The following is a 13,276-nucleotide window of genomic DNA, read 5'->3' on the forward strand; positions in this document are numbered from 1 at the left end:
GGCTTGTGGCGCCCTTAGGATGGGGGCACCTCTAGAAACTCCAGCGCCTGCCTGACAAAAGGATCGCTCCTATTCTTAACCTTAAAATAAGCCTCCCGCCCAAAGTAAAAACGGCCTACAAGCGCTTCAATATCGCTTTCGATAACCTTCCTGAGATCATTCTTCTTACGATCGGAAATGACAAAGCCTTCGCCGCGCACAAAACCAATGAAACGGTTGTATTCGTTATCGGTAAGGTGATATCCTTGTAGAAAATTATCGATCGAATAGGCCGGAAGTTTCTTGGTAAACCGGGTATACACAAACTGCTCGATAAAGCTATACTGAATCAAATCCTGGTAAAACAAGTTTAACGCGTTGGAGTCTTGCGGAACAATAACGTCAGGCATAATACCGCCACCGCTATACACGGGTTTGCCCGCACGGGTTTTAAACGTTTTCCCGTGTGCATATAGCGTATCCAAAGCCCACAGCCCTTCATACATATTGTTGAAATCAACCATATTGGACCAATTGGCCGTATATTTTTTCTGAATGCTTCTTCCCAATGGCGTAAAATACCGGGCAATACTAAGGTTTACAGTAGATCCATCCGAAAAATCATACTGCTCCTGCACGATTCCTTTACCATAAGAACGTCTGCCGATGATGGTCCCGCGGTCCCAATCCTGAATCGCCCCAGCCACAATTTCACTGGCTGAAGCCGTATTCTCATTGATGAGAATGGCCAGCGCTCCCGTCGAAAAGTTGCCCCCTTCATCGGAAAAATATTCCTGTCTACTTTCGTGGGCTCCTTCCGTATACACCACCAAACGACGATCACTGAAAAACTCACTGGCCAGCTTAATGGCCATATGAAAATAGCCTCCGCCATTGTCGCGAAGGTCTAAAACAAGTTTATTAGCCCCTTGCTTTTTCAATTCGACGACAGCCTGTCGAAATTCGTCGCCGGTATTCATTCCAAAGCGCCTTACTTTGACATAGCCAACGCCCGGACGAATCATGTACACTACATCCAACGAACTTACCGTAACCTGATCCCGAACGACTTTTATTGGTGTCTCCAGATCTTCGCGATCCCTTTTAATATGAATGCTAAGTGATGTGCCGCGGCGACCCCGGATAAGCTTCTCTACGCTTTCTCGAGAAATATTGACACCGGCGACGGTCTTATTTCCGATGCGCAACAGTTTATCCCCTACACGAAAGCCCGATTTTTCCGCAGGACCGCCACTAATCAGCGAAACAATCATCAAGGTGTCGTTCAAATTGAAATACTCCATGCCAATACCTTCGAAAGTACCTTCTAATATTTCTGTTTGACGCAAAGATTCATTAGGAACTAAATAACTAGAATATGGATCTAAATGGGAAATGATGTGATTAATAGCGCCGTTCTGAATGGAATCGACGTTCACGCTATCCACGTAACTGTCGGTCACCAAATCCAAGAGTTGCTGGATCTTCCAAGTGTTGTTTGATAAGCCAATGGGCACTAAACTATTTCCTGGCTTGCTCCCTTGCTCATCCACATAGTTCTGACCGAGCAGAATGCCCAAAAGCAATACTGCTGCATATGTAGCTGCCACAAAGAGATTCCGTTTAGTGCCTTTTTGCATGTACTAAGATTCGTTCGCAAAATTAATTAGTTTTCTCAAACTTGCGCGGTAAATTAATAAGTATTTGATTAAAATACGTTTAAAAGTCACTATTGTTCATATTTTTTGGTAAAATTTTAGCTTCTGTCCGACGAATAATTTGCAATTTTATGCAATGGCGCAAAAACATCGCGCGTCCCATTTGGTAAGAGATTTGTACATTTAAAGAATATCAGTTTTGCACGAGATAGAACCCTATTACAACTGGCGCGACGATTACATCGCCGCCGATGATGAACGCTCGCCGTTTTACGGAGTGGTTTACAGTGAATTTGAGTTTGACAAGAAAATCTATAACTTTTTATTGCATCCGCAGTGGGATGAGTTTGGTTCGCAGACCTTGTACCTAAAAATTTTATATGTAGACTATGATAAGGGCTTCGCTATCCTAGAGCTCATCGGCGAGTGGAATGATGCTATTTACAACGATATCATGCTGTTGAAACGCGAGATCATTGATATACTGACTGGGGAAGGCATACATAAATTCGTTTTAATCGGTGAAAATGTATTGAACTTCCATGGATCGGACGATTCCTATTATGAAGAGTGGTACGAAGATACCGCCGATGGCTGGATCGTTGCGATAAATTTCAGAGACCATGTGGTAGATGAGTTTAAAGCCCAAAACATTGACTATTACATACATTTCGGTGGAGACTTTAATACCTTCCCATGGCGAACCCTCAAGCCCAAGCAACTTTACCACCACATCGAAGAACGGATTAACAAGCGTTTGGGCATGTAGCGATTGTAGTAAATGCAGCAGGGTTTTGTCGCCGCTTCTCTATTATTTTCATTAACTTTGTTATCAAATAAATACGTTAATTTATGTCATTCAGAATAGAAAAAGACACGATGGGCGAAGTGCAGGTCCCTGCTGACAAATATTGGGGAGCACAAACCGAACGTTCACGTAACAATTTTAAAATTGGACCGGCAGCGTCTATGCCAAAAGAAATTATTGAGGGCTTCGCTTACCTTAAGAAAGCTGCGGCTTATGCCAATCATGAGCTTGGCGTTTTACCTATAGAAAAACGCGATGCAATTGCAGCCGTATGCGATGAAATTCTCGCTGGCGAGCTTACCGAAGAGTTCCCATTGGTAATCTGGCAAACAGGTTCTGGAACCCAATCCAATATGAATGTCAATGAGGTTATTGCCAATCGCGCGCAGGTACTTGCTGGTGGTAAAATTGGCGAAGGGGAAGCTGTTCTTAAAGCAAATGACGATGTTAACAAATCACAGTCATCGAATGACACTTTTCCTACGGGCATGCATATTGCAGCTTACAAGGCCGTAGTTGAAGTAACAATTCCTGGTGTTGAGAAACTTCGCGATACATTGCAGCGCAAATCAACCGAGTTTATGAACGTCGTTAAAATTGGTCGTACCCACCTGATGGATGCAACGCCAATCACGCTAGGACAAGAGCTTTCTGGATACGTTGCGCAATTAAACCATGGCTTAAAAGCTGTGAAAAATACCCTTGCACACCTTGCCGAGCTGGCCTTAGGTGGAACGGCAGTGGGCACAGGACTAAACACGCCAAATGGTTATGATGTGGTTGTGGCGAAGCACATCGCAACATTTACCAACTTACCATTTGTCACAGCACCCAATAAGTTTGAGGCATTAGCAGCCCATGACGCGATCGTGGAAACACATGGCGCATTGAAACAACTTGCTGTTTCCTTAAATAAAATTGCCAATGACATCCGGATGCTAGCCTCTGGTCCGCGTTCTGGTATTGGCGAAATTTTAATTCCAGAAAATGAACCAGGGTCTTCTATTATGCCAGGCAAAGTTAACCCCACCCAGTGCGAAGCCTTAACAATGGTTGCGGCACAGGTGATGGGTAACGACGTCGCTATTACTATCGGTGGTACACAAGGGCATTACGAACTCAATGTGTTCAAACCGTTGATGGCGGCCAATTTCTTACAGTCTGCACGGCTTATCGGCGATGCCTGTGTTTCTTTTGAAGAGCATTGCGCAATCGGCATCGAGCCTAACCATGCCCGTATTCAAGAGTTAGTAAACAATTCATTAATGTTGGTTACCGCGCTTAATACAAAAATAGGCTACTACAAAGCTGCGGAAATCGCGCAAACCGCCCATAAGAACAACAGCACGCTGAAAGAGACAGCAATTGCTTTAGGCTACGTTACAGCGGACGAATTTGATGAATGGGTAAAACCAGAAGAGATGGTCGGAAGCTTAAAATAAGCACGTGACAGATATTCGAAAATTAATAGTTAAAACAGCAGCATGCTTGGCCATTTTGGCAAGCATGCTGTTTCTTATCAGTAGCTGCGTGAGGCATTCGGAAATGCAGACAGAAGGAGCAGATTATCTGCAAGGAGCCTGGATTCAGGATAGCATCCCCCACCAAGCGGAGATGATGGACTACACCCTGCATGAGTTCAAATTTATTTGCGATTCTGTTTACACCACCATGCGCGTGCATGCAAAGACGCAGCGTATACCAGACACGTGCTACAAACAGGGGGAGTGGACAGAATATGCGAAAGGTGTTTACGTTATCCGAGGCGACAGCTTGATCGCGGAAGGCATTTACACCAAAGAGAATGGCAAATACAAAACGGCGGGCTGTTACAAAACGGGCACCTATCTCCCTCGGTATCGTATAGCTTATCACAGTGCTGATTCACTTGTGCTCGAAAGCCGTTTCGACCAACGTCCTGTTGTTCTTCGAAAAACACAAGCAATTTCGTGTGTGCCAAAGCGCCGCTGGGAAGACTAATGTGCACTTACATGACTAAAAAAATAAAAAAAGCGTGCATCTTGGTATTAGATACACGCTTTTCTTTATTTTCTTAATCGTATTAATTAATCAACTTATTCTCGTCACTTGCTGATTTCAACAAGTGTGATTTCAAGTCAGTTTCGGCTTGTATAAGCTCTTGTTCCACAACTTTTCGCTTCTCGCGACCCTCGCGCTGTATCTGTAAAACCTGCTCGATGGTAGAAACAATATCCTGATTAGCCTTCTTAATCGTTTCAATATCCACAATGCCCCGTTCCGTTTCCTTCGCTACGTTAATAGTGGATTCTTTAAGCATTTCTGAATTACGCCGCAACAGCTCATTGGTAGCATCGGTCACGGCTTTTTGTGCCTCCAAAGCTCGTTGTGCATGGGCAATACCAAGAGTAAGCACCATTTGGTTTTTCCATAGTGGAATCGTGTTGACCAACGAAGACTGTATTTTCTCCATCAAAGCAGAGCTATTATTTTGGATCAATCGAATCTGCGGAGCCGTTTGCAACACCACCATACGCGTTAGTTTCAGATCATGCACCTTGCGTTCGAAGCGAACAACGTGTTGTTCCATATCTTTGTAAGCCTGTATCTTGTGCTGGTCCCCAGATTCTTCCGCCTCTGCCCGCATCTGTGGCAAGGTGGTGCTATGGACCTCCTGAAGCTTCTCTTCTCCGGCGGCGATATAGAGCGAAAGCTCTTTAAAATAGTTCTGATTTTCCACAAACAGCTTGTCAAAGATTGTCACATCTTTCGCCATGGTTTTGTAGTGCCCTTCCAGCTTGAGCTCGATTTGGTGGATATTCTTTTCCACCGATTGATACTCCGTGCGCATGCGCTGCAACTTCTTCTTGAAATTATCAAAAAACGGGATAAGCGGCTTCTTGTTCAGATTCTCATCAAACGATTTAATGTCAGAGCGCAGATTCAATAAGATATCTTCCGCTCCCCCCATGTCTTTGGTGCGCACCTGTTTCAATATTTCATTGGAAAAATTACTCACCTTGGTTTGGCTACCCACACCATATTGAATAACATCGGTAGTTGATGTTAGGTTAATCTTACTCTTATATTGTTCGATTTGCGACTTTTCCTCCGGTGTGAAATTCACCGCCATCGCTTTGCTCTTATCTTCTTGACCGTCGTCCGTTATTGTTAAGTCGAGATTTGCCATCGTCTATTCGTTTAAAAGGTTTCTATTTTTTAAGCTTTGGATGTAAACATCCGTTTCTGCGGATACATCTAAAATACCCGACTTAAATTGGTTGGTAACTTCCTGCTCAATAGCTATTGCCGCCTTGGCAATAACATCCTCCAGCTTTTTCTTAGACTCTGCCGTAACACTATTATTTAAGCGCGAGTTTTCAATTTCATCATACTTCATCAGTACATTTACAACGGTAGAATGCCGCACTAAAAATCGCTCAGCTTCCATTTTATCGCTCTGCTCCAAGAGCTGAAAAAGATGTATGATTTTATCAATATCGCGGTGCATCGCGCGGTTGTCTATCTCTTTCCGCCAGTGCATCAGCCGCTCAATAAACAATTGCGGCGTATCCAGTACGGCCTGCGGCAATAATTGCATCTTATTTCGGGAAGCTGCCGTCGGAATCCAGGCAAGCGGCCGTACCTCAGCCAACTCCAGCCGTTGCAAGTAAGGCCGCGCTCGATTTAGAAGCAAACCATTACCGACAATGTATGACGTCACAGACCCACCTAAAGTAAGCAACATGGCTTGCGAAAGGGTGCCAAAAAAATAAACAAACGACGCAAACAGGGCAACCTCAACCAGCAACAAAATTACGCCAGTGGCGTACCAAGACTGAATCTTACTCTTCCGAGCCTGGGCAAGCATCACAAACGGAAAGATGTGTACGGGAAGGGGAACAAACATCAGGATGGATATAAACGTCCATGCAAGTTGCTGTAGCTCCCATCGTTTAGATTTCTTTGTCGCGAATCCCATTCTGCAATTTACTTATTTTTTTTAATTCCTTAAGATATAACTTAATAGCTTGTATCAATTCTTATTCCAATGGCTGCAGCCCGTATCCGTCAGGCTTTAAACCTAATGAATATGGAATAATCCTGACAATCTGTCCGTAAAGCAAAAGCTCATTTCCCACCCCAGTCCTTAACCATGTTATTGCACAGAAAAATAAATTACCTTTACCTATGCAACAGTCCATTTCCTATATCGGAGCATTACGCGTGCTCGCCACCATCTTGGTCATCCTAATCCACGCGTCCACCGGCTATCTCAATAACTTTCATCCTGCATCTACCGATTGGCATTTCGCCAATGCGCTGAATAGCTTTTCCCGATTCTCGGTGCCGCTGTTTGTCATGATCTCAGGAGCCCTCCTCTTAAACAAGCAAGAAGATATTGTTGTTTTTTACCAAAAACGGGTGAGCAGAATTTTGGGGCCTTTTGCCTTTTGGGTTTTCGTCTACCTTGTATACTATTTCTACCGATACACTAATTTTGATGTTCTGCCGCTATCGCGCGTGGCCGAAATCAGTATAGATAAGCTTTTACATGGGCCTAGTGCACACCTATGGTTTTTGTACATGATTGTCGGCCTCTATCTTGCTGTGCCTTTTTTGCGTATTTTGGTCACCTATAGCCAAGAACGAGCGCTATTGATTCTGTTGCTAGTATGGTCACTGTCACTGGTCATCATGGAGAAGAGCTATTATGCATATGTCCCGAAGATAGACCTGACCTTCTTTTCCGGCTATGCCGGATACATGATTCTTGGCTATTACCTTGCTAAAAAGGCATGGCATATCCCCACGCTATTCTTGGTGTTTCTTATTGCCGCAATCGGTTTATTGAATACCTGGGGAACATTTTATATCAGTGAGTCCAATAACGGGTTTTCGCCAACGCTTTACAATTATCTCGGCCTCAACAACGCGATACTAGCCGCTGCCGTCTTCCTTCTTGTTAAAAAATTAGTGACATGCCCGCTACCATTTGCCTTCGCGTACCTAGACCGTCTTAGCTTCGGTATTTATCTTGTACATATAATCGTGCTAAACTATGTGCACCCGCTTATTCCTTTTGATACTTTTCTGAAGATACCGCTGGCTACGCTGCTTACCCTATTGGCATCAAGCGCGATTATCTTCCTTTTACGCAAAATTCCCTATGTAGCCTATGTGAGCGGTTAGGATATTTCTGTGGGGTATGCTCGCTGCTTGGAAAATAGCAGATGTGCCACAAGCGCCAACAGACTAAACAAAGCACCTACGGCGCATACAGCGGGCCAACCAGCTTGCTCCCAAGCAAGCGCTGCCAGGTAGGTGCCGAGCGAGCCGCCCATGAAATAGCAAACCATATACACGGTATTCAAACGACTTGTCGCATTGGTCGGTATCGAAAAATAGTCGGTTTGATTCATAATATGGGCGCTTTGCAACCCCAGGTCAATCAGGATGATACCAATAATCAAACCGACATAGGTGTTTCTTCCGAAATAGATAAATCCCCAGCTCAACAATAAAATCAGTAGCGAAAAATAGATCAGTTGATAGATGGAAAACCGTTGATGAAGCCTTCCGACGAAAGCTGCCGCCAAGGCACCTGCGGCACCCACCAAGCCAAAACTTCCAACGATGGAAGCGCCAGCAAAAAAAGGAGCGCCCTCTAGGTGAAAAACCAAGGTCGTAAAAACGGCAGACATCGCCCCAAAACCCATCGCACCGCGAAAGGCAGCCAACTGTAGCCGCGGTTCTGTTTTCGCTAGGTGCCAAACGGAGCGCATAAGCGAAATATAGGATCCTTTAAAGTTGGGCTTAAGCTCCGGCAGTAAGAAAAAAACCGATAGCCAAGTGACGATCATTGCCCCGCCGGCGAGCCCAAACATAGACCGCCAACCCCAATACTGACCAACAATGCCACTAAAAAAACGTGACAACAAGATGCCCATAAGCAAACCAGACATCACTAAGCCGATATTGGCAGATTTCTTGTCCGGCAATGAAAGCTCAGCAGCCATCGGTACAAAGATCTGCGGGATGACAGATGTTACCCCGATAAAGAAACTGGCAACAAAAAGCATCCATAAACGATCCGCAAATGTCATCAGTAATAACGCCGCTATAACAAGCACCAAGTCAAACAGGATCAGACGTTTCCGCAATAGTTTATCGCCCAAGGGCACAATGAACAATAAACCACAGGCATAGCCCAGCTGCGTGAGCACCGGAATTTTACTTACCGTGGATTCGGCTACGTGGAAATCATTCGCAATCAATCCGAGCAGCGGCTGATTATAGTAGTTATTAGCCACCACCAAACCGGAGAGGATAGTCATGAGCCATAAAATGGCAGGCGTGAGTTGAGGCTTTGAAGATAGCGTTTGCATACAATAGCTTTATAGGCTTGCCAAGGTAGCCAATAAAGAAAAAGCCTGCAATGAGAAGCAGACTTTCCATACTAATTTTGACATTAGGCTTTCTTTTTATAGATGTAGTGGGACGCTAATTCGCCTTCAATAATCTTCCCTTCTTGGTCCAGCTGAAAGAGCTGGTTCTCCCCCACCTTTAATTTTAGGTTGGTGTCTTTCCCCATCAAATGAATGACAGAACCGTTATCATGCCACATGATTTTGCCGCTGTCTTCCGTCTTCAAGTCTCTTTCCAGATATTCGCTATGGATTTGGAAGGTTTCATCCTGATTGATCACGATGCTGGTCTTGATGCCGGGACAATCCGCACAAGGCAAGGTTGCTTCATACGTGCCGGGCCAATCGAGCGAATTTTGGGAGTTATGCGCGTTGTCGGTATGTGCTGTTTCGCCGCCAACGGCGACTGTATCTGCCGTTTGCTTGCCTCCTGAGGACGACGACGAACCTGTGCAGGCCAGAAAAGACACACATACCGCAGCTAAACCTAGTAATTTTTTCATCTTTGCTTTTTTGCTATACCAGCAAATTGTCTGCCAGTATGCGAGTCACGCTTGGTGCAAAAAAAAAGAGCGCGCCAAAACTGACACGCTCCACCCTTTATCTTATTGCTCCCAACGAACTTTTTCCTCGATGGAGGAGCGCACGGGTTCGCGTGGCTCACTCTCATGATGTCCAAGGTAGAACAAGCCTACACATTTTTGATTGGGCTCAAGTCCTAAGAACTCGCCAAGATGATTGATCATTCCTGGTGTTGCCCAATAACCGCCAATGCCTATGGAATGCGCGGCGAGCCATAAATTCTGAACGGCACACGACGTGGCAGCAAGCTCCTCCCATTCGGGCAAATCGCCCGTGTAATTAACCACAATAGCAATCGCCACATTAGCCGTTGTTGCTTTCTTGCCCATGTTAACTTCCGTCGCTTCCGAATATTTCTCGGCTGGCGTGATCGTTTTGTAGATCCGGCTCAATTCTGCCCCTAAGCGGGTCAAGCCGTCTTTTTGAAACACCACAAAACGCCATGGCTGCGTGCGTTTGTGTGTAGGAGCAGCATTGGCCGCCTCCAAGATCGTTAGCAGATCTTCCTTGCTGATATCTTGATCGGTAAAACTGTTTTGATTGACCGTCCTTCTATAGTGTATGGCTTTTAATACGTCGTTTGTCATTTGTTATATCTTACTGTATTGAATTTATATGTAGTAAAAAAACGGCTACGCTGTCAAGCCTTGATATGGCTTAGTATCGCCCAACCGTTTGGTATCTTGTGTGGATCAACTTTTGTTTAGTACAAAAATAGATAGTTATCCCTGCTAAGCACGTTCTTCCCAAATGGTAGCAATGTGCAATATCGTGCTTACGGCTTTTTCCATATCCTGACGGCTTACCCATTCCATTTTTCCGTGAAAAGCATGACCACCAGCGAAAACGTTGGGACAAGGCAAGCCCATAAATGATAGCCTCGAACCATCTGTACCACCGCGGATGCTACGACGCTCTGCGGGAAGGCCGGTGCGAGTAATGGCCTCCAACCCCACCTCCATAATCTGGGGATATTGATCTAACACCTCTTTCATGTTTCTGTACTGCTCATTCACGATAAAGTCGTATGTCACGCCTGGATACTGCGCAACCACATTTTCCACGATTCCACGCAACTCATCTTCGTGCTTTTCCAAGTTAGCGGTGGCATGGTCTCGGATGATAAAATCAATTTCCGCCTTATCAACGCCGCCCTGGATATGGTTCGGGTGCACAAAGCCTTCTTTTTTGGACGTCGTTTCAGGCGACAAACGGTCTTTAGGCAGAGCCTGAATGATTTCAGAAGCGATCTTGACGGCGCTAAGCATCTTTCCTTTGGCGAAGCCCGGGTGTACCGAGACACCGTGAATGCGAACGCGAACGCCATCGGCAGAGAATGTTTCGTCTTCGATCGTTCCGGCTTTCTCCCCATCCATCGTATACCCGAAGTCGGCACCCAATTTATCCAAGTTTACGTAATTAACGCCCTTTCCGATTTCTTCATCGGGTGTAAAAAGTATTTTGATGGTTCCATGCTTAATTTCCGGATGCGTCATCAACAGACGTGCCGCATCCATAATCTCCGCCACACCGGCTTTATCATCAGCGCCCAGCAAAGTCGTACCGCTAGCCGTGATAATATCATTTCCAATCTGGTTGCTGAGATCCGGATGTTCCTTAAACTTGATCTGCACAGCAGGATCATCAGGCAATGCCAAATCCTGTCCTTGGTAGTTGGCGTGAACAATAGGCTTTACATTGTTTCCGGAACAATCCGGCGATGTATCCACATGTGAACAGAAGCAAATTACCGGAACCTGTTTATCCGTGTTGGAAGGGATAGTAGCATAAACATACCCATATTCATCCAGGTGTGCATCGGCTACGCCCAGCTGCTGCAGCTCTTCGACCAACATACGGCTTAAGTCTTTTTGCTTCTCTGTAGAAGGAAAGCTAGTAGAATTGGGATCAGATTCCGTATCCACCTGCACGTAGCGCATGAAGCGTTCTGCCACCTCAAAATCTTTTATCGCATTTATATCGAACGAACTCATGTTTATTTGTTTTGATCCTTCAAAAATAGCAAGTTCTGCATAACAATGTAAGCTTATTATGCAATTGCTTGTTAGCAAAGCCTATACGCTATCGCGTATTTTAAGGCCTAACAGAAGGCTATTTACTGTTTATCCACCCAACCGAAAACTTTTGACAAGACGTCTGTGCTCCGTGTGCCGCCGATATTTTGCCGAATCTTCAATTCTTGATCAGCCACTTTAACGAAAAGACCATCGATGGCGCGTTGCGTCACGTAGGCTGTCAGGTTTGTCTCCACCTTATTAGAAAACGGCAGACGGTTGTAAGCGGAAGTCAATTGCCCCCAATAATCAGCAACATTGTTCTTGCCCATTGCCGATTGGATAATGGGCGTAAACCGGCTAGTCAATTCCGTGTTCGTTGTGGTCTTGAAGTATGTAGTGGCCGCATTTTGCTGCCCACTTAACAAGATAGCATAGGCATCTTTGATTGTCATTTTAGAAAGCGAATTCACGAAAACAGTACCTGCCTCGGAGACGGCCGTCTCTGCCGCTCTATTCATGCTCGTGATAAACTGATCGCACAATGAACCCATCCCTACCGACCGCAGCGCCTTTTCCACCTTCTGTGCCTCTTGCGGCATCATGATCTTCACCACGGCGTCGCCAAGGTAGCCATCTTTAACAGCTAACAATTTAATACTCTCCTGCAAACCATTACCCAGCGCCTGCTTTATCGCACTGTTTGCTTCTGTGGTCGTAATAGTAGCACTCGTTGTGGATGGCTTTGTCGTGGAGGTCGTGCTTTTTTTTGTAGTATCCGCTGCTGAGCCGAGCTTTTCCAGCACACCTTTAAGCTTGGACGAGACCTGCGCTTGTGTAAACGATACCGAAAAAAACAACAGGCCTATGGTGAATATTTTAAAAAATTTCATACAGTTCTTATTTCTTCACACCAAAAGTAGCCATTTTTCAAAAAACAAAACACCATGCATCTACCAAGTTAACTCCGCCATGACCGGGAAGTGATCAGACGGGAATTTCCCTAAATATGTATCGGTAAGAATACCATATTTACGTACGGTAAAAGGTTTCGTAATAAAGATATGATCGATTCTTCCTTGAGCTTCCAAGTTTTTACCCCATCCGTTGAAGCTGGCATTAGGCGTGTATACGATCTTGGCTAGGTCGTGCACATCTTGTACCACGCCACTCTTCGCTAAAGTAAAGTAAGCTTCGTTATTTTCATCGACATTGAAGTCTCCGGTCAATATTAAGGGGAGGTCTTTCGCAAATTCCTTGGCTTTCGCTAAAATTAGCTTAGCACTTTCACGCCGAGCGACTACACCGACGTGATCAAAATGCGTATTCATAAAGATAAACTGCTTTCCACTCTTCTTATCTTTGAACACGCCCCAGGTACAGATGCGGGGTAACACAGCATCCCAGCCTTTGTTCGGCTGTTCTGTGTCGGTTGCTGAAAGCCAAAATGTGCCACTCTTTAACACTGTAAAACGCTTTTCATTATAAAAGATAGCGGAATGTTCCCCCTCTTGCCTTCCATCATCCCGTCCTACACCAACATAGTTAAAGCCTGGTAAATGCTGTTTGACATCTTGTACCTGCACATAAAATCCTTCTTGAATGCCAAAGATATCAAACTCATGAAATTTGATCAGGTTTGTTAAGGCTACTTTTCTGTCATCCCACAGGTTTCCGACATCGGAATTTGTCTTCATGCGTATATTGAACGATGCGACGGTCATGTCTTGTGCCTGCGTGAACAGCATGAAGATAGACAGGATTAAAGACAACATGGTACTTTTCATAGGAATAAAAGTTTAGTGAATTAAAAAAAAGAGACCTGCT

At 44.9% G+C, this 13,276-nt stretch carries 13 protein-coding genes; 4 read left to right on the forward strand and 9 right to left on the reverse strand.

Annotated elements, in window-relative coordinates; all coding sequences use genetic code 11:
- Positions 1-14: 14 nt before the first annotated feature.
- A complete protein-coding gene (locus B0I21_RS17185) occupies positions 15-1,589 on the reverse strand; it encodes a S41 family peptidase (protein ID WP_243836206.1) in 1,575 nt (524 codons plus the stop codon).
- Between the two features lie 247 nt (positions 1,590-1,836).
- On the opposite strand from B0I21_RS17185, the gene B0I21_RS17190 reads away from it, so the two are divergent.
- From B0I21_RS17190 to B0I21_RS17200, 3 genes are all read left to right on the forward strand, one after another.
- On the forward strand, positions 1,837-2,406 hold the full coding sequence (locus tag B0I21_RS17190; protein ID WP_133641716.1) for a hypothetical protein: 570 nt from the start codon (positions 1,837-1,839) through the stop codon (positions 2,404-2,406).
- Between the two features lie 83 nt (positions 2,407-2,489).
- Positions 2,490-3,887, forward strand: a complete 1,398-nt coding sequence (gene fumC, locus B0I21_RS17195) for a class II fumarate hydratase (protein WP_133641717.1) — start codon at positions 2,490-2,492, stop codon at positions 3,885-3,887.
- Positions 3,888-3,891: 4 nt separating this feature from the next.
- Positions 3,892-4,425, forward strand: a complete 534-nt coding sequence (locus B0I21_RS17200; protein ID WP_133641718.1) for a fumarate hydratase — start codon at positions 3,892-3,894, stop codon at positions 4,423-4,425.
- A gap of 82 nt (positions 4,426-4,507) precedes the next feature.
- Here B0I21_RS17200 and B0I21_RS17205 read toward each other — a convergent pair whose 3' ends face one another.
- Together B0I21_RS17205 and B0I21_RS17210 are read right to left on the reverse strand one after the other, a co-directional pair.
- Positions 4,508-5,614 carry a toxic anion resistance protein gene (locus B0I21_RS17205; RefSeq protein WP_133641719.1) on the reverse strand — a complete coding sequence of 369 codons (1,107 nt, stop codon included), beginning with the start codon at positions 5,612-5,614 and terminating at the stop codon, positions 4,508-4,510.
- A 3-nt stretch (positions 5,615-5,617) separates the two neighbouring features.
- Positions 5,618-6,406 carry a hypothetical protein gene (locus B0I21_RS17210; RefSeq protein WP_133641720.1) on the reverse strand — a complete coding sequence of 263 codons (789 nt, stop codon included), beginning with the start codon at positions 6,404-6,406 and terminating at the stop codon, positions 5,618-5,620.
- 209 nt (positions 6,407-6,615) lie between these two features.
- On the opposite strand from B0I21_RS17210, the gene B0I21_RS17215 reads away from it, so the two are divergent.
- Positions 6,616-7,617, forward strand: coding sequence for an acyltransferase (locus tag B0I21_RS17215; RefSeq protein ID WP_133641721.1), 1,002 nt, complete (start codon positions 6,616-6,618; stop codon positions 7,615-7,617).
- On the opposite strand, the gene B0I21_RS17220 is transcribed toward B0I21_RS17215, so the two are convergent.
- The 6 genes from B0I21_RS17220 to B0I21_RS17245 all read right to left on the reverse strand — a co-directional run bounded on the left by B0I21_RS17220 (position 7,614) and on the right by B0I21_RS17245 (position 13,236).
- A complete protein-coding gene (locus B0I21_RS17220; RefSeq protein WP_133641722.1) occupies positions 7,614-8,813 on the reverse strand; it encodes an MFS transporter in 1,200 nt (399 codons plus the stop codon). The two genes, B0I21_RS17215 and B0I21_RS17220, sit on opposite strands and share 4 nt — an antisense overlap.
- An 83-nt stretch (positions 8,814-8,896) precedes the next feature.
- Positions 8,897-9,355: a copper resistance protein NlpE gene (locus B0I21_RS17225; RefSeq protein WP_133641723.1), complete on the reverse strand. Its 459-nt coding sequence runs from the start codon at positions 9,353-9,355 to the stop codon at positions 8,897-8,899.
- A 102-nt stretch (positions 9,356-9,457) separates the two neighbouring features.
- Positions 9,458-10,021 (reverse strand): nitroreductase family protein, encoded by a 564-nt coding sequence (locus tag B0I21_RS17230; RefSeq protein ID WP_133641724.1) that lies wholly within the window; start codon positions 10,019-10,021, stop codon positions 9,458-9,460.
- Positions 10,022-10,165: 144 nt separating this feature from the next.
- Complete coding sequence (gene pepT / locus B0I21_RS17235; RefSeq protein WP_133641725.1) at positions 10,166-11,428, reverse strand: peptidase T; 1,263 nt, start codon at positions 11,426-11,428, stop codon at positions 10,166-10,168.
- Positions 11,429-11,550: 122 nt separating this feature from the next.
- The gene (locus B0I21_RS17240; protein ID WP_133641726.1) at positions 11,551-12,342 is read right to left on the reverse strand and encodes a DUF4197 domain-containing protein; all 792 of its coding nucleotides are present in this window, start codon (positions 12,340-12,342) and stop codon (positions 11,551-11,553) included.
- A 60-nt stretch (positions 12,343-12,402) separates the two neighbouring features.
- On the reverse strand, positions 12,403-13,236 hold the full coding sequence (locus B0I21_RS17245; protein WP_133641727.1) for an endonuclease/exonuclease/phosphatase family protein: 834 nt from the start codon (positions 13,234-13,236) through the stop codon (positions 12,403-12,405).
- Between the last annotated feature and the right edge of the window lie 40 nt (positions 13,237-13,276).

Source organism: Sphingobacterium paludis (assembly GCF_004364125.1).
Taxonomy (GTDB): domain Bacteria; phylum Bacteroidota; class Bacteroidia; order Sphingobacteriales; family Sphingobacteriaceae; genus Sphingobacterium; species Sphingobacterium paludis.